Here is a 22,116-nt window from a genome sequence, read left to right as displayed (position 1 = left end):
CGATGTCCGTGCGTCGGGCCTACGGTGTCTCGCATGGGCGAAGCGGTGGAACTGGAAGCGGGCGGCCGGACCGTACGGCTGTCCAGCCCCGGCAAGATCTTCTTCCCGGAGCGGGGCTTCACCAAGCTGGACCTCGCCCGGTACTACATCGCGGTCGGCCCCGGGATCCTCCGGGCGCTGCGCGACCGCCCCACCACCCTGGAGCGCTACCCGGACGGGGTCGAGGGCGAGAACTTCTTCCAGAAGCGGGCGCCCAAGAACATGCCCGACTGGATCCCGACCGCCCACATCACCTTCCCCAGCGGACGCAGCGCCGACGAGATGTGCCCCACCGAACAGGCCGCCGTCCTGTGGGCCGCCCAGTACGGCACGCTCACCTTCCACCCCTGGCCCGTACGCCGCGACGACGTCGACAGCCCCGACGAACTCCGCATCGACCTCGACCCGCAGCCCGGCACCGACTACGACGACGCGGTCCGCGCCGCCCACGAACTGCGCGCCGTGCTCGACGAGTTCGGCGGTCTGAAGGGCTTCCCCAAGACCTCCGGCGGACGCGGCCTGCACGTCTTCGTCCCGATCGAACCGCGCTGGACCTTCACCCAGGTCCGCCGCGCGGCCATCGCGGTCGGCCGCGAGCTGGCCCGCCGCATGCCCGACCAGGTCACGGTCAAGTGGTGGAAGGAGGAGCGCGGCGAACGCATCTTCGTCGACTACAACCAGACCGCCCGCGACCGCACCATCGCCTCCGCCTACTCCGTACGACCCCGCCCGCACGCCCCCGTCTCGGCGCCCCTCCGCTGGGACGAGGTGGGCACCGCGCACCCCCGCGACTTCGACCTCGCGACGATGCCGGCGCGTTTCGCCGAACTCGGCGACGTGCACGCGGACATGGACGACCACCGCTACTCCCTGGACGCCCTCCTCGAACTCGCCCGCCGGGACGAACACGACCACGGGCTGGGGGATCTGCCGTATCCGCCGGAGTATCCGAAGATGCCGGGGGAGCCGAAGCGGGTGCAGCCGAGCAGGGCGAAGAAGGGGAGTGGGGCGGGGGCCGATCCCGGGGCCGGTGCGGACGCCGGTTCTGACTCCGGCTCCGCATCCGGTGCGGGTGCAGCCTCCGGCTCCGCCCCTGACGGATCATGAGCGTATGACTCGCCTGCTGACCCGGAGCGATCTCGGATCGCTGTTGGAGCCCTCGGCCTGCCTCGCCGCGTTGCGCGCCGGCTTCCTCGCGGTGGGGGCCGCGGCGGCGATCCCGGGTCAACGGGTGCGTACCGACCTGCCGTTCGACGGTACGGCGACCGCTCTGCTCCCGGGACTGCTGCCCGGCATCGAGGCCTACACCGTGAAGGTCAACTCCAAGTTCCCCGGTGCGCGGCCCGCGTTGAAGGGCGTGCTGTGTCTGCACAGCGGCGGGGACGGGGAGTTGCTCGCCCTGCTGGACTCGGCGACGGTGACCGCGTGGCGGACGGGACTCGCGGCCGCGCTGGGCACGGACACGCTCGCGCGGGCGGGGGAGGACGCGGTGGTGGGGGTGATCGGGGCGGGGGCACAGGCCGAGTTGATGGTGAGGGGGCTGGGCACGCTGCGGTCGTACGGTCAACTCGTCGTCCACGACGCGGACTTCGAGCGGGCCGGTGAGTTCGCCGTACGGCACGGTGGCCGGGTGCTCGGTTCGGCGAAGGAGATCGCCTCGGCCGCCGACATCGTCCTGCTGTCCACCTGGTCCCGCACACCCCTGCTGTCCCTCGCGGACACCCGGCGGGGCCAGCACCTCACGAGCCTGGGCGCCGACGAACCGGGCAAGCGGGAACTCGCCCCCGATCTGCTCGACGAGGCGCTCGTGGTCGTCGACGACCGTCAACTGGTCGAGGCTGTCGGTGTGTTGGCCGCTACGGACATCGACACCACGCTCGGCGATGTGCTGCGCGGCGACCATCCGGGACGGGTCGACGCCGGGGCACGTTCCGTCTACGCCCCCGTCGGAATGCCGTGGCAGGATCTGGCCCTCGCCTGGCTGGCCTACGAGCGGGCTGAACGGGACGGGGTGGGGCGGCGGGTGGACCTGCTGGGATGAGGGACGGATGGGGCGACGGGTGTGTGAGTGTCGTGAAGTGAGTGGCGGGGGCGGTGGGGCGCCCGGTACTGGGAGCGCTCTCACCGTCCGGTTCGGCCGCGGCTATCCTGATCCGCATCATCGAGGAGGGGTCCAGACGTGACCGAGACAGCACCGCGTCCCACGCTGGAGGCCGTGGCCGCGCGGGCGGGGGTGTCGCGGGCCACCGTTTCGCGCGTGGTCAATGGCGGGGACGGCGTGCGGGAAACGCTCGTCGAGCGGGTCCGGCAGGCGGTGGACGAACTCGGCTACGTCCCCAACCAGGCCGCCCGGAGCCTGGTGACGAGGCGGCACGACGCCATCGCCGTGGTGATCGCGGAGCCGGAGACCCGTGTCTTCGCGGACCCTTTCTTCGCGATGCAACTCCGGGGTATCAGCAAGGAGTTGACCGCGCACGACTCCCAGCTCGTGCTGCTCCTCACGGAAGGGCGGGACGATCACGCCCGCGTCGGCCGTTATCTCGCCGGCGGACATGTGGACGGCGCGCTCGTCTTCTCCCTGCACCTCGAGGACCCGCTGCCCGGGCTGATCCAACGGGCCGGTGTCCCCACGGTGTTCGGCGGCCGTCCCGGCTGGAGCGAGGGATCGCGGGCGTCCGGGCCCACGGTGTACGTCGACTGCGACAACCGGGGCGGCGCGCGCGAGGCCGTACGGCATCTCGTCGGGCTCGGCCGCACCCGGATCGCGCACATCACCGGCGCGCTCGACCAGACCTCCGCGGTGGACCGGCTCGACGGATTCCGGGACGTCATGGTCGACGTCGATCCGCGGCTGATCGTGGAGAGCGACTTCACCCCGGGTGGCGGTGAACGCGCGATGCGGCAGCTGCTCGACAACTGCCCCGACGTGGACGCCGTGTTCGCCGCCAACGACCTCACCGCCTACGGCGCCATGAAGGTGCTGCGCGAGGAGGGGCTGCGGGTGCCCGAGGACGTGGCGGTGATCGGCTTCGACGACATGCTGCGGGTCGCCGAACAGACCGAGCCCCCGCTCACCACCGTCCGCCAGGACATAGAGGAGATGGGCCGGCTGATGGCCCGCCTGTTGCTGCGCGGGCTTGACCGGCGGGGCTCCCATGACGGCGTCGGAGGGGCACCGTCCAGCGTGATCCTGCCGACGACGCTGGTTCGTCGGGAGTCGGCGTGAAGGGTGGGGGTGGGTGCGTGTAGGCGGGGCCTTCGGGCGAGCGGTGCCCAAGCCGGGGCCGCGCCCGCGCCTCCGCACGAGCTATGCCCGCGCACGGCCCCCGCCCGCGCCTCCGCACGAGCTGTGCCCCCGCACGGCCCCCGCCCGCGCCTCCGCACGAGCTGTGCCCCTCACGGCCCCCGCCCAAGCCGACCCCCGCTCAGACCCCGCCCCACGTGCGCCGTGCGCCGTGCCCCGCGCACCCGCGCGGGACCCGGCACCCGTGCCCGTCCCCATGCCCCGTCAGCCCTGCGGCGCCTCGCTCTTGATGACGGCGAAGCGCGCGCCGTGCGGGTCGGTGAGTTGGGCGATGCGGCCGACGCCCTCCAGGTCGGTGGCCGGCGCCGTGACCGCGCCGCCCGACTCCTGCGCCTTCGCCACGGTCGCGTCGACGTCCGTGACCTCGAAGTAGGCGAGCCAGCAGGCCCCGGACGTCGCGCCGTCCGGGTCGAAGTCGAGGGGGACGATGCCGCCGAACATCGCGTCCTCACCGGCACCGGACGGGTTGATGCAGGTGTAGTCGACGCCCGCCATGGGGGCGGCCGAGGTCTCCAGGCCCAGCGAGGTGTTGTAGAACGCCGCCGCCGCGGCCACGTCCGGTGTGTACAACTCGACCCAGGTCAGCGACCCGGGATCGCCCGCGACGTCAACCCCCTTGAGCTGTCCCGGCTGCCAGATGCCGAACGCCGCGCCCGCCGGGTCCCTGAGGATCGCCATGTGGCCCTGGCCCATCACGTCCATGGGCTGGAACAGGACCGCGCCGTGCGCCTGTTCCACCGTCTTGGCCGTGGCTTCCGCGTCCGGGCTCTGGAAGTACACGGTCCAGGCGGACGAGGTGTGCTCCGCGGGCAGCGGCATCCCGCCCGCGACCGTCCTGCCGTCGAGCTGGAAGAAGCCGTAGCCGCCGGCCTCGGGTCCCGCCGACTGGAACTGCCAGCCGAAGAGACCGCCGTAGAAGGAGATGGCGCTGTCGATGTCGGGGGAACCGACGTCCAGCCAGTTCGGAGCGCCGTTGACGAAACGGGTGGTGAGCATCATTGCCCTCCTGATTGAAGGGTCCCGTCGGGAAGGGCCCGTTCTCTGCAACCCCGAGTCTTGCACCGCCCACTGACAATCGCTGCCGGAGTGACACAGCGGGTCGCGGATACGAGGCTGGTCACCCTCGGTGACCGCAGAAGTTCTCCCTGTTTTCATACCGGCTCCGCGCGCCGCCGTGCGCCGGTGCGGGCGCGGGGCCATCATCGGGTCGGCCGGAGGCCTCGGAGCGTGGCGTTGATCCCGCGTTGATGGAACGTTTTTCACGGGGCGGCACGATCCTGGCCATGCACATCGACACGATCACCTCGCCCGACCTGGACTGGCAGCAGGAGGCGTTGTGCGCGCAGACCGGGGCGGACTTCTTCTTCCCCGAGCCCGGCAGCTCCGTCAGGGAGGCCAAGCGGATCTGCGGCATGTGCCCGATCCGCACCGCCTGCCTGGAGTACGCCCTCGACAACGACGAACGCTTCGGAGTGTGGGGCGGCCTCTCCGAGAAGGAACGCCTCGAGATTCGCCGCACCGGCTCCCGCTGAACGAGGCCGTTTATCCGGTGCGGTGTGCGCGGGGGCGTGCGGTTAGGATCCGGGGGCGCACCCGGGCGTAGCGCAGAGGCAGACGCACGTCTTGCCAGGACGAGATACATCGGTTCGAATCCGATCCCCGGGCTGCGTTCGGGGGCCCTGTAGAGCAGAGGCAGACTCGCCGCCTTGTCAGGGCGGATACGCCGGTTCGAATCCGGCCGGGGCCCCACCTCATGGCACGGCCGGGGCGGGGAACGATGACTGACGAGGGCGGGATCACCGAGGCGGAACTGGCCGCCTTCCACCGGACGGTGGGCAGGCTGCGGGAGCTGCCCGTCGACGATCCGGTGCGCCTGCGGGCGGAACAGGTCGCCGCGTCCTTCGCCCGCGACGGCCGGCTGCGCCGCCGCAAGGCCCGCGGCGCCGACCTCTCCGCTGCCGACGCGGCGACGATGGAGGCGACCGCGACCGGCGCGGCGGACCGCCGCGAGGACGCCCCGCTGGCAGCCGTAGGCGAGTTGGCGGAGCGGGCGGACGCTGGTGGCGCCTACCGCAAGCCGCGCGGCTGCTACGTCTGCAAGTCGCCCTATCGACAGGTGGATTCCTTCTACCACCGGCTGTGTCCCGCGTGCGCCGCCGACAACTCCGCCCGCAGGGCGCTGAGTACGGACTTGAGCGGGCGCCGGGTGCTGCTCACCGGCGGGCGGGTGAAGATCGGTTTCCAGCTGGCGCTGATGATGCTGCGGGACGGCGCGGAGGTGCTGGTCACGTCCCGGTTCCCGCACGACGCCGTGCGCCGCTTCCGTGCCGAGCCGGGCAGCGAGAAGTGGCTCGACCGGCTGACGGTCCTCGCCGTGGACCTGCGCGACCCGCGCCAAGTGCTGGGCCTGTGCGAGGAGTTGCGGCAGACGGGCGAGCCCCTCGACATCCTCGTCAACAACGCCGCGCAGACAGTGCGACGCCCTCCGCAGTCGTACGCCCTGCTGGCCGCCGGGGAGCGGGACGCGCTGCCGGAGGGGGCGCGGCAGGCGCCCGGCTTCACGCCGATGCGGATGATCGAAGGCGGGGCCTCGGCGCTGCCCGTCGTGCTGCGCGAGGCCGACGAGGCGGGACTGCTGCCCGATCCGTCCCCGGAGAACTCCTGGTCGGCCAGGCTCGGCGCCCTCGACCCGGCCGAGGTCCTGGAGACCCAGCTGGTCAACGCCCTTGCCCCCGCGCTCCTTTGCGACCGGCTGCTGCCCCTGCTGCTCGCCTCGCCGCGCCCGCGCCGGTACGTCGTCAACGTCACCGCCGTAGAGGGCCGGTTCGCCGTGCGCAACAAGATGGCCGGCCACCCGCACACCAACATGGCCAAGGCCGCGCTCAACATGCTCACCCGCACCAGCGCCGCCGAACTCGCCGACCAGGGCGTCCACATGTGCGCCGTCGACACGGGTTGGATCACGGACGAGAACCCCGCCCCCAAGAAGGGCCGCATGGCCCGGGCGGGCTTCCGCACCCCCCTCGACATCGTCGACGGCGCGGCCCGCGTCTACGACCCGATCGTGCGCGGCGAGGCCGGCGACCCGGTGTCCGGGGTGTTCCTCAAGGACTACCAGGAGGCGGCGTGGTGAGCGGGGGCGTGGACGACACGGGAGGTTCTGCTGTGGCGGGATCGGCGGAGGGCGCGGGAGCCACCGAACCCCTGTCGCCCGGCTCGGGCGAGGCGCGCCCGGGAGCTGCGCCGGCCGGCTCTGAGGCGCCGGTGGCCTTCGCCGGTGTCCCGTACGTCAGGCCGCGACCGGTCGCCGAACTCGCCCCGCTGCTCGACTGGTTGCGGGCGGGACGCCCGGCCGGAGAGCGTCTCGACTTCGCGGTCGGTACGGCGTTGCCGGACGGCAGACTCGACCTGTGCAAGCAGGAGTTGGGGGCCGAGGGTGCCGCGCTGGTCTCGGCGGCGCTGGCCCAAGGGCCGTCTCCTGTACGGCACTTGTTGCTCGGCACCGACGGGCTCGGGGACGAGGGGGCCGAGGTCGTGGCCGGGGGCAGCGGTGAGGTCGAGACCCTCTACCTCGGCTGCAACGGGATCACGGCCGGTGGTGCCTGCCGGATCGCCGACCAGTTGCGTGCCTCGCCGCAGGTGGTCACCGGGGTGTGGCTCAAGCGCAACCCGCTGGGCAGTGGGGGAGGGCGGGCGGCGGCCGAACTCATCGCGTCCGCGCGGTCGTTGCGCACCCTCGACCTCGTGCAGACCGGGCTCGACCCGGCCGGGGTGACCGTCCTCGCCGACGCGCTGCTCGCCGCCGCCGACAACGGACGCCGTATCGAGCGCCTCTTCATCGGCGGCAACCCGCTCGGCGCGGAGGGTGCCGTGCCGCTCGCCGCCGTCGTCACGACGGGCGCGATCGACGAACTCTACGTATCCGCGGCGCAGTTGGAGGACACGGGCGCCCTCCTCCTGGCCGACGCCCTGGAACGCGCGCCGTACGGACGGCTCGTACGGCTGTCCGTCGCCAGCAACGGCATCGGTCCGCAGGCCGCGGCGCGGCTGGTGACGGCGGCCACCGCGGCCGGGGTCGCGCTGCTGGACCTCGGCCGGGTGCGGGCGGCGGCCGTGCTGGGCGCGGCCGACAACCACGTCGATCTGCCCGGCGCCGAAGCCATCGCCGAGGCTCTTGTCGGCGCCGAGCACCGCCTCAGCCACCTCGTCCTGTCCCACACCGGGATGCGCAGCCGCGAGGCCCACCGGCTCCTCGACACCGCACCCCGCGCGCTCACCCCCACCCGCTTCGTCCTCGGCCAGGGCATCGCCGCCAGCATCAAACGCCGACTGGAGACCCTCACCGCCCACGTCCCCCGACCGGCGCTCGCCCCCGACGTCGCCGCCGTGCGCAGCGTGCACCGCACGGCGCGGCCGGGGGAGGGCGAGCACGGGGTCAGCGACGGGCCAGCCCGGTGAATATGTCGGTCCAGAACCGCTGTTGCTGAGCCGACGCCCCCACCAGATACGTCGCCCGGAGCTTCGCCGGCAGCAGCGCCACCATGCGGGACACCACCGCGCGGTGCTTCTTCAACTGGGACAACTCGGCGTTGGCGAGGATCTGGTGGACCACGTCGCTGTCGTCGCCGCCCTCGTCAGTGTGCTCGGCGGCGCGGCGCAGCCGGGCCTCCCAGGCGTCCGCGTCACGCGCCAGTTCGCGCAGGCCGGTGACCGGGCGGCCCCTGAAGCGGTCGATCAGGGCGGTGAGCGGCACGGGCGCGTACTCGCCGTCGCCGAGATAGACCGTCGCCATCTCCAGCGGCAGCCCCCGCCGGTGCAGCTTGATGAGCCGCTCCAGCGTGCGCTTGGTGATCCAGGCGCGGCCGTCGTCGTCGATGTCGTGCTTCCACCACTCCAGCACCGTCTCCGCGTCCGCGCCGTAGCGCGCGAGCAGCCACTCGTTGGCCGGGATGTCGTCCGGCTCCACCGTCAGTGAGGCCGTGAACCGTGTCGCCTGTGCGATGTTGTTCCGCGAGACCAGGAGCTTGCGGCCGAGGTGGTAGGGCGGGTTCTGGACGGCGATCTGCGCCCGCAGGTTCTCGATGCGCTGCCCGGCGAGCGACCACTCCTGGGTGATCTCCATGAGCTTGGCGAACGCGGCCTTGTCCTTGGGGCGGTTGTACTCGTCCCACACGATCGCCTTCGGCCCGGGCCCGGTGAAGTTCGCGGCCAGCAGGTTGTCCAGGGTGCCGTCCGCCGACGGGATCGGCGCGCACAGGTCCTCGACGTTCGTCACTGGCAGCGAGAAGTACAGCGGCTCCCGGCCCAGGCCCGCGCGCACGGTCTCCCGGACCAGCTCCGTCTTGCCGCACCCGGGCGGCCCTTGCAGCAGCACCGTCCAGCGGTTGCGCAGCGCGGCCCGGACCACCTGCCGTACCGGGTCGGGGATCGTGGCCGGGTTGGGCACGCCCAGGGTCCCGGCGACGCGGTCCAGGATCTCGGCCGTGCGGTTCTGCCCGGGTTTTCCGTCCGGGCCGGGCTCGGCGAGGCGCAGTCGCTCGCCGTCGATCAGGGGCAGGCCCCAGCGGAGCGGGAAGCCCTCCTTCGCGTTGGCCAGGACGTGGTCCAGCGTGCGCGGGGACAGCAGCTCGCGCAGTGCGGGCGAGAGGGAGGCCCAGACACCGAACACCGGACCGAGGTCCCAGGGGCGGTACTTGGCGGCCAGGTGCTTGCGCCAGGACGTGTCGTTGGCCGTGATCCGCATCGTGACCATGCGGTCCAGCAGCGCGAGGTCGCCGCGCCTGGCCGAGGTCTCGGACAGCGACTCGTTGTCCGTGAGGAAGACGCCGACGCAGCCCAGGGCGCGCAGATCGTGCTCGCCGAGCGTCCAGTTGCAGGCGATCTGCATCAGCTGCGACTGGATCGTGTCGCCCGCCTGCAGCGAGTCGTCGATGAGCAGCACGAACGGCGTGCCCGGCTTCAACTGGTTCATCACCAGCTGCCGCAGCACCAGTTCACCGGTCTCCGGGTCCCGCACCGGCGCGTTCACCAGCAAATCGTCCGGCGTCAGATTCGCCGCCGGGACGTACACCAGCGCGGTGCCCGGGTGGGCCCTGCCGATGTGTGAGAAGAACGTCGCCGTCTTGCCGATGCCGTGCTCACCGAAGATCTGCCCGGTCTGCCCCATGTCGATCATCGCGTCGATGAAGGACTCCAGACGCGACGGCTCACCCCGGCCGCGCCCGGTCGCCGGGGTCGTCAACTGCCCTGTCTCCGTGGTCATCTACCGCGATCCTGTCGTGACGCGATGGCAGTCCATCGCGGGGTTGTGCGTCTCGGGCCACTCGCTGCCGCCCTCGGTGATCAGCCAGATCCACTTGTCCGGCTCGGCGGGCGTGATCGGCGGGGCGTATCCGTCCGTGAGGACGACGACCGCGTCCGGGGTCACGTCGAACCGCCGGCCGCTCACCTCCGTGCGCCCCTCCACATGGTCCGCGACCACCTGGAAACTCGTGCCGCCACCGCCGTAGACCCGCTCGCCCGGTCGGAACGGCATCACCACGGCGTCGAAGGACAGCCAGTGCGCCTCGACGCCGTCGATGCGGCCGACGAGTTCGGTGAGCCAGGTGATCACCTGGTGGGGCATGGAGCCTGACGTGTCGTAGGCGATGACGAGGACCTTGTCGCGGACCGGGCCGCGGCGGGAGAGCATCGGGTCCTGGCCGAGGGCCGCGAGGAGGGCACCGCGCTTCTTCGGGTACACCAGCCGCTCGCCGTCGCGCAGTTTCGAGCCGAGGACGTCGACCAACCAGCGCTGCCACCAGTGGACCGTACGCGTGCGTGCCGTCTCGCCGCGCAGGACGCCCGCGCCGAGGTTCCCCCAGATCCGGCCGGCCCGCGCCGAGCCGTCCTCCGTACGGCCCATGAGGTCGAGCAACTCCCGCTCCGCGCCCGCGTGTCCGCGCCGGGCCGCCAGCAGGGAGTTCAGCAGCGCGGACGACGTCACCGCGTCCACCGTCTCCTGGTCGGCCGGTACCAGGCCGTCCACCAGGTGCACGCACAGGTGCCGCTCCGGAACAGGAGGGTGCCGCATGCGCTTCAGCTCGCCGTACACCTTCAGGTCGGTCGCGACGAACTCCTCGTACGCCACCGGCTCCAGGCCGTGCGCGGTGAGGTCCTCGCGGTACAGCTCGTGGATCTTCCGTGGGTCGATGCCCGTCGGCCGGCCGTCCAGGAGGGGCAGGTCGGTGCGGCCGAGGCGGACCAGGGCGACATGGTTGATGGAGACCTCGGCGGCCAGCTCGAAGACGGGGTCGTCGCGCAGTTCCAGGTCGGCGAACAGATGGCGCTGCACCAGGTGCCGGGCCTCGTGGAAGAGCACGAACTTCACGCCGTCCAGGCCGAGTTCGACGAAGAAGTCCGGGTTGAAGAGCAGCAGGCAGGAGCCGTCGCCCGAGGCGACCACGGCCGCCGTGTCCACCGCCGTGGTCGGGATCTGGTGATGGCACTTCGCGTACAGCCAGGACGCCACCGCCGACTCCGTCAGCCCGAAGTCCAGCAGCGCGGCCTCCTTCAGCCGCCGTGCCTCGGCGACCGTCGCCGGGTCCGCGGGGCGGTACCGCTCCAGCGCCCTGCGGTCGGCCAGATCCACCACAGGGGTACGCCGACCCCGCTCTCCGTACGCCATGTCGCGCCCCCCGAACCGCAGTTCCCCCAGTGCCTCCATTGGTACCAGGCCGCACTGACATCGGGCCAAGGCATTACGCTCTGGCCCCAAGGGCGGGGTCGTAGCGCAGAGGCAGGCGCACCGGTCTCCAGAACCGGGGCACGCTGGTTCGAATCCAGCCACCCCGCCCCCCTGCCGGTTCCTGGGCCCGGCTCAGGCCACCGCGCCCGCCGTCACCACCAGCTCCACCGCGTTCCCGTGGAACGTGTCGATCAGCTGCGCCAGCACCGACCAGGCGTCCTCACTGCCGGCCAAGTGCTCGCGCACGAGCGGCCGCAGGGCGTCCTCGGCCTCGGACACGCGCGTGGGGAACAGCAGTTGGCCGGAGGACAGCACCTTCAGGACGTGTGACGCGGGGCCCCAGGCGGTCGCGTAGTCGGCGGGGCTGTCCAGAACACCGGCCTCATCCACCCGGTGGGTGAACTTGCGGTGCGTGCCGAACCGCGCGCGTAGTTCCGGCGGGCAGTCCGGGCGTACGGACAGCGCCCAGCGCGCGTAACCGGGCAGCGGGCGGTCCCCGTCCGCCTCCATGACGGCCTGCCAGTCGGAGCGCTCCAGGACCATCGACGCGGCCGTCCGCGCGGACTGCATGGAGGTGCCCTCGCGCAGGGCGCCGACCAGGCCGAAGCGGGTGTAGTTCTCGGGGACCGGAGGTTCCAGTTCCATGCCCAGGCCCTTGACCACGGTCAACGGCCCCTCGCGGCCGGGACCGAACGGCACACCCCGCAGAATGGCCCGCCGCATCGCATTGTCCGCCGACATGTGCCGCCAGACGCTGAGGTTCAGATCCGGGTCGTCCTCCTCCAGGACCCACAGCAGCACGGAGGCCGGCACCGGGATCCTCGTCCAGGACCACATCTCGGCGTTGCGCCGGGCCTCGGGGGTCCGCTCGGGATCCGGCTCCGGGAGTCCGATCCGCCCTCGTATCCGCGCGGCGTCCCCGCTGTCGATCAGGCCGAGCAGAAAGCCGACCGCCGCCCCCGACGTGCTGTTGTCATGCATGGCGGCATGATGCCGCAGGCCGGGCGTTCTCCGCACCGGCGATTCGGTCGCCGGTGCGGAGGGCCGGGGTGGGTCAGGCGCTCGCGCGGGCCGCCATACGGGCCTTGCGGATCGCGAGCTTCTCGTCGAACTTGGACGCCTCGGAGTCCAGGCCGCCCATGTAGAGGCCGATCTCCTCCTGCGCCTGCTGGCCCTCGGGGCCAAGACCGTCGATGTCCATGACCTTGAGGAAGCGCAGCACGGGCTGGATGACGTCGTCGTGGTGGATGCGCAGGTTGTAGACCTCGCCGATGGCCATCTGCGCGGCGAAGCGCTCGAAGCCGGGCATGCCGTGACCGGGCATCCGGAAGTTGACCAGGACGTCGCGCACGGCCTGCATCGTGAGGTCGGGGGCCAGCTCGAACGCGGCCTTCAGGAGGTTGCGGTAGAAGACCATGTGGAGGTTCTCGTCGGTCGCGATGCGGGCCAGCATGCGGTCGCAGACCGGGTCGCCCGACTGGTGGCCGGTGTTGCGGTGCGAGACGCGGGTGGCCAGCTCCTGGAAGGCGACGTAGGCCACGGAGTGCAGCATCGAGTGCCGGTTGTCCGACTCGAAGCCCTCGCTCATGTGCTGCATGCGGAAGGCTTCCAGCTTGTCCGGGTCGACCGCGCGGGAGGCGAGCAGGTAGTCCCGCATGACGATGCCGTGCCGGCCCTCCTCCGCCGTCCAGCGGTGCACCCAGGTGCCCCAGGCGCCGTCGCGGCCGAAGAGGGAGGCGATCTCGTGGTGGTAGCTGGGGAGGTTGTCCTCGGTAAGGAGGTTCACGACGAGGGCGATGCGGCCGATCTCGGTGACCTTGGACTGCTCCTTGCCCCAGGCCTCGCCGTCCTCGAAGAAGCCGGGGAAGTTACGGGCGTCGCTCCACGGGACGTACTCGTGCGGCATCCAGTCCTTGGTGACCTTGAGGTGCCGGTTGAGTTCGGTCTCGACGACTTCTTCCAACGCGTACAGCAGCTTGGCGTCGGTCCAGACTGCGGGGCTGCCGAGGTGCGGGGAAGTGATCGTCACGGGGACTCCAGGGGGACGCGGTACAAAACTGAACAAACCGGCGAGCGGTGCCGACTGTTGCGCAACTTACGGAATCGTAGGCTACGAAACCGTAGGTTACGTGACCGTAGGTTAAGGGTGTCGTAAAGATCGCTGTTCAGGTCGCATCCCCGGGGAATCCCGGGCGACCGCAGGACCCCAGGTCCCGGCGCCGAACGGGCGGTTCGATCACCCGGTCAGGCGTACAGGTCCCGGAGCCGGACCGAGAGGCACGTCACACATCCTTCGAGCTTCTCGAACTCGCTGATGTCCACCACGACCGGCTCGTGGCCGAGATCGCTGAGCAGGTCGGCCGTCTTGGGCGCGCTCGCCGCCATCAGCAGTTTGTCGCCGCCGAGCAGCACCACATGGGCGCCGGCCTCCTCGGGCACCGACAGGAAACGCGGGAACAGCGAGGGCCGGTCCACCTTCGGGATGTGTCCGAGCACCGTCCCGTCGGGGAGCGCGGTGACCGCCGACTTCAGGTGCAGCACCTTGCTCACGGGCACGCTGACCACCCGCGCCCCGAGCGGCTCGAACACGGCCCGCAGCTGCTGCACGCCGGCCGCGTTCGTCCGGCCGCCCCGGCCGACGTAGATCGTGTCGTCGACCTTGAGGACGTCACCGCCCTCCAGGGTGCCCGGCTCCCAGACCCAGTTCACCGAGCAGCCGAGCCGGGCCACCGCCTCCTCGACCCCGCCGGTCTCCTCGCGCCGGGACTCGGCGCCGGGCCGGGCGATCAGCGCCACGTTCTTGTACATGACCACCGCGTCCTCGACGAACACGGAGTCGGGGCAGTCGTCGGCCGGGTCCACCTCGACCGTCTCCCAGCCGTGCACCCGCAGGGCGTGCGCGTACGCCTCCCACTGCTCGACGGCCTGCTCGACGTCGACCTTCTCCCGCTCGATGTGCGTGACCAGCCCTTCGGCCAGGCGCGGGCTGGGGCGGCGGACGAGGGCCTTCTTGCTGGGCACGAGCGGGACTCCGTATCGGCGGGATCGTTTCGGCGCCGTTGTCGCGGCACCGGTTGGCCATCATGCGTCACCCGTCCGTGCCGACAAAAGCCCTCACGTGAGGCTGTGGCCCTCCTGAGATGCGCGGGGGACCTCAGGCCGGGTCCGCCACCTCCTCCGGCGTGACCGTCCGCAGCTCCCCGTCCAGCAGCAGCCAGCGGGTGATGCCGATCGACTCCAGGAACGGCAGATCGTGACTGGCCACGATCAACGCCCCCTCGTACGACTCCAGCGCCGAGGTCAGCTGCCGCACGCTCGCCATGTCCAGGTTGTTCGTCGGCTCGTCCAGCATCAGCAGCTGCGGGGCGGGCTCCGCGAGCATCAGCGCGGCCAGTGCGGCCCGGAAGCGTTCGCCGCCGGACAGGGTCGCCGCCTGCTGGTCGGCGCGGGCGCCCCGGAACAGGAAGCGGGCCAGCCGCGCCCGGACCCGGTTGTTGGTGGCGCCCGGCGCGAACCGGGCCACGTTCTCGGCCACGGTCAGCGCGTCGTCGAGGACGTCGAGCCGCTGCGGCAGGAAACGCAGCGGCACATGGGTCACCGCCTCGCCCGCCACCGGCTCCAGCTCCCCGGCGATCGTGCGCAGCAGGGTCGTCTTGCCCGCGCCGTTGCGCCCGATCAGCGCGATCCGCTCCGGCCCGCGCAGATCGAGCCCGCCCGCCCGGGCGCCGTAGGCGAGTTCGAGGTCCATGAGGGTCAGGACCTGACGGCCCGGCGGTACGGCCGTGTACGGCAGGTCGACGCGGATCTCGTCGTCGTCCCGTACGGCCTCGACCGCCTCGTCGAGCCGTTCCTTCGCGTCGGCGAGCCGCTCCTCGTGCAGGATGCGGTGCTTGCCCGCGGACTCCTGCGCGGCCCGCCTGCGCGCCCCCATGACGATCTTCGGCTCGCGCTTCTGCTCGAACATCTTCTGTCCGTACTTCTTGCGCCGGGCCAACTTGACCTGGGCGTCGGACAGTTCGCGCTTCTGCTTGCGGAAGTCGGCCTCGGCGACGCGCACCATCCGTTCGGCGGCGTCCTGTTCGGTGCTGAGCGCCTCCTCGTAGGCGGAGAAGTTGCCGCCGTACCAGGTGATCTCCCCGGCACGCAGATCGGCGATCTGGTCGACCAGGTCGAGGAGTTCACGGTCGTGGCTGACCACGATCATCACCCCCGGCCAGGACGCGACGGCCGCGTACAGCCGCTTGCGCGCGTACAGGTCGAGGTTGTTGGTCGGCTCGTCCAGCAGCAGGACGTCCGGCCGGCCGAGCAGCAGCGCGGCCAGCCGCAGGAGGACCGACTCGCCGCCCGAGACCTCGCCGATGGTGCGGTCCAAGTCGATGTGCCCGAGGCCGAGTTCACCGAGCGTGGCGAGCGCCCTTTCCTGCACGTCCCAGTCGTCGCCGAGCGTCTCGAAGTGCTCCTCGGCCGCGTCACCGGCCTCGATGGCGTGCAGGGCGGCGCGCCGTGCGGCGATGCCGAGGGTCTCGTCGACGCGCAGGGCGGTGTCGAGAGTGACGTTCTGGGGGAGATAGCCGACCTCGCCCGCGATCCGCAACGTGCCGTCGGCAGGCGTGAGTTGACCGGCGATCAGCTTCAACAGAGTCGATTTACCTGATCCGTTGACGCCGACGAGACCCGTCCTGCCAGGGCCGAAGGCGACGTCCAGGTCCTCGAAGACGGAGGTGCCGTCGGGCCAGGCGAAGGAGAGGGACGTACAGGTGACAGAGGTATGCATGAGGGCCTCGCGGTGCTTGATGCGGTCGATGGCAGGCGCGTAGCGAGACACCGCGAGGCGGGAGACTGGTCCCGGGGGCAGAGAGAAAGGCCCTGTTCCGGAGGACGGCTCGGACGCCGAGGTCGTACACGGCGGACACACCTCAGGGGTGTGTGACGCGGTGTCTCAGAACCTCAGACGAGCAACGTCCTACTCCTATCGACGGCAACAGAACCGAGAGCAACGTTACGAACGCCCCCGGAGGCCTGTCAACGCATTAAACGGGAGTCCGCGCCCCGCCCGACAGCGGCCCGGTCCCCGACACGTCGACGTCGCATTCCTGCCAGCCAGGGCCCGCCGGCGGCTGCTTGAGTGGGCCGTATGACGAACCAGAACACCCTTCGCGACCGGGCCCTCGCCTTCCGTGCGCTGCATGTGCCGGGTCGACCGCTCGTCCTGCCGAACGCGTGGGACGCCGCGAGCGCCCGCATCGTCGAGGACACCGGCGCGGCAGCCGTGGCGACCACCAGCGCGGGCGTGGCCTGGGCGCTCGGCGTCCCGGACGGCGACCTGCTGGGCCGGGAGCGGGCCGTCGCGGCGGTCGCCCGGATCGCCGGGAGCGTCGCCGTACCGGTGAGCGCCGACATCGAGAGCGGCTTCGCCGAGGACCCGGCGGGCGTCGCCGACACGGTCCGCGCGGTGCTCGCCGCGGGTGCGGTGGGAGTGAACATCGAGGACGCGCTCTACGGCGGTGAGGGCGTCCTGCGGCCCGTCGCCGAGCAGGCCGAGCGCATCGCCGCCGCCCGCGAGGCCGCCGACGCGGAGGGCGTGCCGCTGTTCGTCAACGCGCGCATCGACACGTTTCTGCGGGGCGCCGGGGGAGTGGACGCCACCCTGGAGCGGGCCGCCGCGTTCCGGGCCGCGGGCGCCGACGGGATCTTCGTCCCCGGGACCGTCGAACCGGGCACGGTCAAGGAACTCGCCGACGGGATCGACGCGCCGCTCAATGTGCTGGTCGGCCCCGGCGCGCCGCCGGTCGCCGAACTGGCCGCGCTGGGCGTCGCCCGGGTGAGCGCGGGCTCCAGCGTCGCGCTGGCCGCGTACGCCGTGGTGCGCCGTGCCGCGCGGGAGCTGCTGGACACGGGAACCTACGGCGAACAGACCGGGGGGCTCGGCTACGGCGAGCTGAACTCGCTGCTGGAGCAGGGGCGTTAGCTCAGCAGGCGTCCCGCATCAGCTCGGCGAGGTCGTGGTCCAGGTCGAGCTGGAGGTGTTCGAGACCGGCGGGCACCAGCTCGCCGGTGGCGTGCAGGAACCGGCGCACCTCGGACGAGTGGATGTGCACGACGGCGGTGCCCTCGGGGGCGTGGAACTCCAGGACGGTGCGGTCGAAGCCGTAGGGCCGCGCCCGGACGTCGCCGTGGCCCTCGGGGCGGTGCAGGCCGGCCGCGAGGAGTTCCCGGGCGAAGGTCCAGCAGACCTCGACGCCCTCCAGGGTGGCCGGTGCCGGGAAGGTCATCCGGACGGCGAACGGGTCCCGCGGGTCGTAGTGCAAGGTGGCGGGGATGCTCGGCATCCGCGGTGCTGCGGCGACGAGACGGGCCTCTACGGGCTGCTCGATGACGATGGACAACGCCTTGCTCCCTTGTGTGACGGCGGTGCTACTGCGGTGAAGGCCGGACGGTCTCCCGAAAAGATTCCGGAACGGACCCCCGAATGGATTGGTCCGCACTGGAAGAGACGCCGGAACGAGCCGATCCGTGCACATGAATTCCGAGTGACCTCTGTCACCGCCGCCCATATGCGCCCAAGGCGGACGCGGGCATCTGGACGGCCCCCGGGGAGTGGGCTAGCTTCGCCCGCCATGAGGCGCATGGGGACGACGCGACGGATGGGACGTACGTACCGGAGCATGGCGGTGGCCATGGCGTGCGGGGCGGCACTGGCCGCGCTGACCGCCGTACCGGCGCAGGCGCGGGACACGGCGCACCGGGCTCCGCACTGGGAGCTCAAGGACAGCGGGGCCGCCGACGTGCGGTTCCGGGGGCTGTCGGCGGTCAGCGGGAACACCGCGTGGGTGGCCGGTACGGCCGGCACGGTGCTGCGCACGACCGACGGCGGGGCGAGCTGGCGGAACGTCTCGCCGCCCGGCGCGGCCGACCTCCAGTTCCGGGACATCGAGGCGTTCGACGCGCGGCACGCGGTCGTCCTGGCGATCGGCGAGGGCGAGGCGTCCCGCGTCTACCGCACCGACGACGCCGGAGCGACCTGGACGGAGTCCTTCCGCAACACCGACGCGAAGGCCTTCTACGACTGCATGACCTTCTTCGACAGCCGACACGGCCTCGCGATGAGCGACCCGGTGGACGGCACGTTCCGCATCCTGTCCACCGGCGACGGCGGCCGCTCCTGGAAGGTGCTGCCGAACGCCGGGATGCCGGCCGCGCTCGACGACGAGGCGGGCTTCGCGGCGAGCGGGCAGTGCCTGGTGAGTTCGGGGCCCCGTGATGTGTGGCTGGCCACCGGCGGGGGTGCACGCGCGCGTGTCCTGCACTCCGCCGACCGCGGCCACACCTGGAAGGCGTCCGACACGCCGATCCCTGCCGGTGACCCCGCGCGCGGGGTGTTCGCCCTCGCCTTCCGCGACCGTACGCACGGCCTTGTGGTCGGCGGCGACTTCAACGCGGGCGCGCCGTCACCGCGGGCGGCGGCCGTCACCGGCGACGGAGGCCGCACCTGGCGTCCCGCCACCACCCCGCCGCCCGCCTACCGCTCCGGCGTCGCCTGGCTGCCCCACAGCCGCACCACGGCCCTCGCGGTCGGCCCCACGGGCACGGACCTCACGACCGACGCCGGCCGCACCTGGAAGACGGTCGACACCGGCTCGTACGACACCGTGGACTGCGCGGCCGACCGGGGCTGCTGGGCGGCGGGGGAGCTGGGACGCGTGGCGCGGCTGGAGAACTGAGGAGCCGGGGTCCGGGCGGGGTCACCACGGACCCCGCCGCTTCTTCGCGCCCCCAGGGCCCCCGTACGCTCGGCACCACCATGACGACCGTAGACATTCCCGCGGGCTGGCCCGCGACCGAGGAGCAAGCCCGCGCCGTGCAGGACGAGTTGCGGGAGCGGGTGGTGACCGGCGAACCCGGGCCGCCGCCAAGTACCGGGCACGTCACGGGAGTCGACGTCGCCTACGACGACGAGCGGGACGTGGTGGTGGCCGCGGCCGTCGTGCTGGACGCGGCGAGTCTCGCCGTCGTCGCCGAGGCCACGGCCGTGGGCCGGGTCTCCTTCCCTTACGTGCCGGGGCTGTTGGCCTTCCGCGAGATCCCCACGGTGCTGGCCGCTCTGGAGGCGCTGCCCTGCCCGCCCGGCCTGGTCGTGTGCGACGGCTACGGCCTCGCCCACCCCCGCCGCTTCGGCCTCGCCAGCCACCTCGGCGTCCTCACCGGCCTGCCCACGATCGGCGTCGCCAAGAACCCGTTCACCTTCACGTACGACGACCCGGGCACCGCGCGCGGCTCCTCGTCGCCGCTCCGCGCGGACGCCGACGAGGTGGGCCGTGCCCTGCGCACCCGGGACGGCGTGAAGCCGGTGTTCGTCTCCGTCGGCCACCGCGTGACCCTCGACAACGCCTGCGCGCACACCCTCGCGCTCACTCCGGAGTACCGCCTCCCGGAGACGACCCGCAGGGCGGACGCGCTGTGCCGGCGGGCGCTGCGGGAGGCGACCGCGTGAGCATCCGGGTCTCTGAGTACGTCATCTGAGTACCTGTACGGATGCGACCGCGTCCGCATGATCGGCAGGCTGTCCGCATGACAACCCACCGTTCCCCGAAGCCCGTTGCCCACCCGAGCCAGCCCATCGAGCGCGCCGTGACCATCGCGCTCGTCCTGTCCGTGGCGGCGGGCCTCGCCTGGATCGGCGGCATGATCTACACGCTGTGGCCGTGAAGTCGGCGTCTATGCGCGCAGGAAACACTCGAGCCCCACACCGTAACGAACGGTGTGGGGCTCGGACTTGAGCGCCGGGCAGGCCTTGCACCTGCATTTCCCCGCGGGAAGCGGGGCGTCTTTCCTTGGACCACCGACGCACGACCAGACCCCGGGTATTCCGGCGACCGGCTCATGATCCAGCATATCCCATGCCGGAGGTCACTTCGAACTCCCTTGTGCGAGCGGCCAGTACAGAGCCCGGCGCTCCGCCGCGGCATGCCACCAGCCGGGCGGCGAAGGGCCGGTGACCTCGGCGGTGGGCTGGTCCGGGTGCAGTCCGAGGCGTCGTAGCGCCTCGGCGTGGACCTGGACGTCGAACCAGCCGTGCCAGTGGCCGTCGGGACCGATGCCGCAGGCGAGGCCCCAGCCCACCTCCCACTCGGCGAACGGCATCCAGTCGATGCCGCGCTCGCGCAGTCAAGCGCGGGTGGCCGACTGGGGCGCGGGGCGGCCGGGCAGGTTCTCGTAGGCCGCGACGGTGATCCACTCGGTGTGCGGTGTCTCCATGTCGTCCATCGTGGCACGGGGGTCCGACAGTCTCATCGGGTCGCGGCCACCCGGAACGTGATGCCGGCGCCGCGGAGCCGTTCGATGAGGGTGTTGCCCATGGCCGCCGCTGTCGTCACCTGGCCTGCTGTGGGCGGGAGTTCGTCGAGGGCGAGGGAGAGGGCCGACTCGGCGAACATCTTGGCCGTCTCGTCGTAGCCGGGGTCGCCGCCCGCGACCTCGGTGAAGACCCGTCGGCCGCCGCCCTCGCCGACGAACTTCACGGAGAACCAGCTCTTGGCGCGCTTCTCCGGGCTCGGTCCGTCGCCGGGCTTCAGGCGGTCCGACAACCAGCGCCGGGCGGGCGGGAGTTGGGCCGCGGTGAACAGAACGCCGGCCGCCGTGACCCCGCCGAGCGCCATCGGGAGGTGCCGCGAGGCCGCGTAGTGGCGGTAGCGGAAGTCGGGGCCGTAGCGGGGCAGCGCCTTCGCGGATCGTTGAACGATCTGCGGGTCGATGGTCGGCAGGGGCACTGCCCAGGAGTCGATCTCCCCGGCGAACCGCGGTGCCCCCATGGGCGCTTCGGCCCGGCGGCCCACCAGGCGCGGCTCGTGGCGGCGCCGCTCCCGGGCCGCGGCCAGCACCTGCCGGCCGCGCGCGAACTGCGTCAGGGCGCTGGCGAACGTGCCCCCGGAGAACATCGCGTCGGCGGTCACGAAGCCGTCCACCGTCAGGGGCACCCCCTCCGGCAGCTGCTGGACCGTGAAGTACGCCCCCAGGTCGTGCGGGATCGAGTCGAAGCCCGCGCAGTGCACCAGCCGGGCCCCGGTCTCCCGCGCGCGTGCGTCGTGGCGGACGTACGTCAGGTCGACGAACTCCGGCTCACCGCTGAGGTCGAGATAGTCGGTGCCGGTGTCCGCGCAGGCGGCGACGAGGTCCTCGCCGTAGGTGACGTAGGGGCCGACCGTCGTGGCCACCACGCGCGCGTGCTCGGCGAGTTCGCGCAGCGAGGACGGGTCGGAGACGTCGGCGCGCAGGACGCCCACCGCCGTGCCCCGGGGCAGCCGTTCGCGCAGCCGCTTCAGTTTCAGCTCGTCCCGGCCGGCGATCGCCCAGCGCAGGCCCTCGGGCGCGTGCGCGGCGAGGTACTCCGCGGTGAGCGCGCCGACGAAGCCCGTGGCTCCGAAGAGCACGATGTCGTAGGGACGGTCCGTCCTGTTCAGCCTGCTCATGACACTCCTGTCCCGCAGCCCGTGCCGCTGTCGGTGGCTGAGGCTAGCGTGAAGAGTGCGGAGCCCGACGACGAGCCCGGAGGTATCAGGTGGCCGTGGACAGGAACGCCCTGAAGAAGCGGGCGAAAGTACGCGAGTTCGCCCTCGGGCTGCCGGGCGCCGTGGAGGAGTTCCCCTGGGGTGAGACCGTCGCCAAGGTCAACAGGAAGGTGTTCGTCTTCCTCGGCGTCGACGACGGCAGCCACCCGCCGGGCATGACGGTCAAGCTCACGGACGAGGCGGCCCACGCCCACGCGCTCACCGCACCCGGCGCCGAACCCGCGGGCTACGGCCTCGGCAAGGCCGGCTGGGTGCGCATCCCGCTCGCCGAACAGGACGCCCCCGCCGCCGAGTTGCTGTGCGACTGGGTCGAGGAGAGCTACCGCGCGACAGCCCCGAAACGCCTGACGGCCGAACTCGACGCGGCCGGTCGCGGGTGACGCCGGGTACGGTGTCTAAGCGCTTGCTCGCCCAGGCCTTGTGCCGAGTGGAACACGTTCTTTAGCATCATCGGTGTTACATCAGTTGTGTCACAGCTGGGG

The 22,116-nt window shown here is 71.9% G+C and carries 22 protein-coding genes and 3 tRNA genes; 14 read left to right on the top strand and 11 right to left on the bottom strand.

Going from position 1 to position 22,116, the window contains the following annotated elements:
• The first annotated feature begins 33 nt into the window (after positions 1–33).
• The 3 genes from ligD (at position 34) to OHT77_RS07760 (ending at position 3,265) form a co-directional block, all read left to right on the top strand.
• Entirely contained in the window at positions 34–1,146 is a 1,113-nt protein-coding gene (gene ligD / locus OHT77_RS07770) for a non-homologous end-joining DNA ligase (RefSeq protein ID WP_328827289.1), read from the top strand.
• Positions 1,147–1,150: 4 nt separating this feature from the next.
• On the top strand, positions 1,151–2,080 hold the full coding sequence (locus tag OHT77_RS07765) for an ornithine cyclodeaminase family protein (RefSeq protein ID WP_328827288.1): 930 nt from the start codon (positions 1,151–1,153) through the stop codon (positions 2,078–2,080).
• 138 nt (positions 2,081–2,218) lie between these two features.
• Positions 2,219–3,265, top strand: coding sequence for a LacI family DNA-binding transcriptional regulator (locus OHT77_RS07760; protein ID WP_328827287.1), 1,047 nt, complete (start codon positions 2,219–2,221; stop codon positions 3,263–3,265).
• A gap of 282 nt (positions 3,266–3,547) precedes the next feature.
• On the opposite strand, the gene OHT77_RS07755 is transcribed toward OHT77_RS07760, so the two are convergent.
• Positions 3,548–4,339, bottom strand: coding sequence for a VOC family protein (locus OHT77_RS07755; RefSeq protein ID WP_328827286.1), 792 nt, complete (start codon positions 4,337–4,339; stop codon positions 3,548–3,550).
• A gap of 287 nt (positions 4,340–4,626) precedes the next feature.
• Here OHT77_RS07755 and OHT77_RS07750 point away from each other — a divergent pair, with 287 nt between their 5' ends.
• The 5 genes from OHT77_RS07750 (at position 4,627) to OHT77_RS07730 (ending at position 7,801) form a co-directional block, all read left to right on the top strand.
• Positions 4,627–4,875 carry a WhiB family transcriptional regulator gene (locus OHT77_RS07750; protein WP_266766567.1) on the top strand — a complete coding sequence of 83 codons (249 nt, stop codon included), beginning with the start codon at positions 4,627–4,629 and terminating at the stop codon, positions 4,873–4,875.
• A gap of 60 nt (positions 4,876–4,935) precedes the next feature.
• Positions 4,936–5,008, top strand: a tRNA-Gly gene (locus OHT77_RS07745).
• Positions 5,009–5,018: 10 nt separating this feature from the next.
• Positions 5,019–5,090 (top strand) — tRNA-Asp (locus tag OHT77_RS07740).
• 30 nt (positions 5,091–5,120) lie between these two features.
• Positions 5,121–6,476: an SDR family NAD(P)-dependent oxidoreductase gene (locus OHT77_RS07735; protein ID WP_328827285.1), complete on the top strand. Its 1,356-nt coding sequence runs from the start codon at positions 5,121–5,123 to the stop codon at positions 6,474–6,476.
• A gap of 8 nt (positions 6,477–6,484) precedes the next feature.
• Positions 6,485–7,801: a ribonuclease inhibitor gene (locus OHT77_RS07730; RefSeq protein ID WP_328827284.1), complete on the top strand. Its 1,317-nt coding sequence runs from the start codon at positions 6,485–6,487 to the stop codon at positions 7,799–7,801.
• Here OHT77_RS07730 and OHT77_RS07725 read toward each other — a convergent pair.
• On the bottom strand, positions 7,779–9,605 hold the full coding sequence (locus OHT77_RS07725) for an AAA family ATPase (RefSeq protein WP_328827283.1): 1,827 nt from the start codon (positions 9,603–9,605) through the stop codon (positions 7,779–7,781). The two genes, OHT77_RS07730 and OHT77_RS07725, sit on opposite strands and share 23 nt — an antisense overlap.
• Positions 9,606–11,009 carry a DUF2201 family putative metallopeptidase gene (locus OHT77_RS07720; protein ID WP_328827282.1) on the bottom strand — a complete coding sequence of 468 codons (1,404 nt, stop codon included), beginning with the start codon at positions 11,007–11,009 and terminating at the stop codon, positions 9,606–9,608.
• A gap of 92 nt (positions 11,010–11,101) precedes the next feature.
• Between OHT77_RS07720 and OHT77_RS07715 the strand changes: the two genes are divergently transcribed.
• Positions 11,102–11,177: transfer RNA gene (locus tag OHT77_RS07715), tRNA-Trp, on the top strand.
• A gap of 24 nt (positions 11,178–11,201) precedes the next feature.
• Here the strand turns inward: OHT77_RS07715 and OHT77_RS07710 are convergent.
• The 4 genes from OHT77_RS07710 to OHT77_RS07695 all read right to left on the bottom strand — a co-directional run bounded on the left by OHT77_RS07710 (position 11,202) and on the right by OHT77_RS07695 (position 15,843).
• Positions 11,202–12,050, bottom strand: coding sequence for a hypothetical protein (locus tag OHT77_RS07710; protein ID WP_328827280.1), 849 nt, complete (start codon positions 12,048–12,050; stop codon positions 11,202–11,204).
• A 73-nt stretch (positions 12,051–12,123) separates the two neighbouring features.
• Positions 12,124–13,098 (bottom strand): acyl-ACP desaturase, encoded by a 975-nt coding sequence (locus OHT77_RS07705; protein ID WP_200678007.1) that lies wholly within the window; start codon positions 13,096–13,098, stop codon positions 12,124–12,126.
• Positions 13,099–13,313: 215 nt separating this feature from the next.
• Complete coding sequence (ddaH, locus tag OHT77_RS07700) at positions 13,314–14,090, bottom strand: dimethylargininase (protein WP_328827279.1); 777 nt, start codon at positions 14,088–14,090, stop codon at positions 13,314–13,316.
• A 133-nt stretch (positions 14,091–14,223) separates the two neighbouring features.
• Positions 14,224–15,843 carry an ABC-F family ATP-binding cassette domain-containing protein gene (locus OHT77_RS07695; RefSeq protein ID WP_328827278.1) on the bottom strand — a complete coding sequence of 540 codons (1,620 nt, stop codon included), beginning with the start codon at positions 15,841–15,843 and terminating at the stop codon, positions 14,224–14,226.
• Positions 15,844–16,203: 360 nt separating this feature from the next.
• Here OHT77_RS07695 and OHT77_RS07690 point away from each other — a divergent pair, with 360 nt between their 5' ends.
• A complete protein-coding gene (locus tag OHT77_RS07690) occupies positions 16,204–17,037 on the top strand; it encodes an isocitrate lyase/PEP mutase family protein (protein ID WP_328827277.1) in 834 nt (277 codons plus the stop codon).
• A gap of 1 nt (position 17,038) precedes the next feature.
• On the opposite strand, the gene OHT77_RS07685 is transcribed toward OHT77_RS07690, so the two are convergent.
• On the bottom strand, positions 17,039–17,455 hold the full coding sequence (locus OHT77_RS07685) for an SsgA family sporulation/cell division regulator (RefSeq protein WP_328827276.1): 417 nt from the start codon (positions 17,453–17,455) through the stop codon (positions 17,039–17,041).
• Between the two features lie 279 nt (positions 17,456–17,734).
• Here OHT77_RS07685 and OHT77_RS07680 point away from each other — a divergent pair, with 279 nt between their 5' ends.
• The 3 genes from OHT77_RS07680 (at position 17,735) to mmpA (ending at position 19,775) form a co-directional block, all read left to right on the top strand.
• Positions 17,735–18,790 carry a WD40/YVTN/BNR-like repeat-containing protein gene (locus OHT77_RS07680; RefSeq protein ID WP_328834185.1) on the top strand — a complete coding sequence of 352 codons (1,056 nt, stop codon included), beginning with the start codon at positions 17,735–17,737 and terminating at the stop codon, positions 18,788–18,790.
• Between the two features lie 80 nt (positions 18,791–18,870).
• Positions 18,871–19,560 (top strand): endonuclease V, encoded by a 690-nt coding sequence (locus OHT77_RS07675; RefSeq protein WP_328827275.1) that lies wholly within the window; start codon positions 18,871–18,873, stop codon positions 19,558–19,560.
• Between the two features lie 77 nt (positions 19,561–19,637).
• Positions 19,638–19,775: a morphogenic membrane protein MmpA gene (gene mmpA, locus OHT77_RS07670; protein ID WP_200709604.1), complete on the top strand. Its 138-nt coding sequence runs from the start codon at positions 19,638–19,640 to the stop codon at positions 19,773–19,775.
• A 201-nt stretch (positions 19,776–19,976) separates the two neighbouring features.
• Here mmpA and OHT77_RS07665 read toward each other — a convergent pair whose 3' ends face one another.
• Genes OHT77_RS07665 through OHT77_RS07655 form a run of 3 tightly spaced genes read right to left on the bottom strand, consistent with a single transcriptional unit; the run spans position 19,977 to position 21,535 of the window.
• A complete protein-coding gene (locus tag OHT77_RS07665; protein WP_328827274.1) occupies positions 19,977–20,210 on the bottom strand; it encodes a hypothetical protein in 234 nt (77 codons plus the stop codon).
• A gap of 24 nt (positions 20,211–20,234) precedes the next feature.
• On the bottom strand, positions 20,235–20,360 hold the full coding sequence (locus OHT77_RS07660; RefSeq protein WP_328827273.1) for a hypothetical protein: 126 nt from the start codon (positions 20,358–20,360) through the stop codon (positions 20,235–20,237).
• Complete coding sequence (locus OHT77_RS07655; RefSeq protein WP_328827272.1) at positions 20,357–21,535, bottom strand: saccharopine dehydrogenase family protein; 1,179 nt, start codon at positions 21,533–21,535, stop codon at positions 20,357–20,359. The genes OHT77_RS07660 and OHT77_RS07655 overlap by 4 nt, the downstream gene beginning before the upstream one ends.
• An 89-nt stretch (positions 21,536–21,624) precedes the next feature.
• On the opposite strand from OHT77_RS07655, the gene OHT77_RS07650 reads away from it, so the two are divergent.
• Positions 21,625–22,014, top strand: coding sequence for an MmcQ/YjbR family DNA-binding protein (locus tag OHT77_RS07650; protein WP_328827271.1), 390 nt, complete (start codon positions 21,625–21,627; stop codon positions 22,012–22,014).
• The last annotated feature ends 102 nt before the right edge of the window (positions 22,015–22,116 follow it).

Source organism: Streptomyces sp. NBC_00252 (assembly GCF_036187565.1).
Classification (GTDB): domain Bacteria; phylum Actinomycetota; class Actinomycetes; order Streptomycetales; family Streptomycetaceae; genus Streptomyces.
This window is presented reverse-complemented; position numbering and strand designations above follow the sequence as displayed.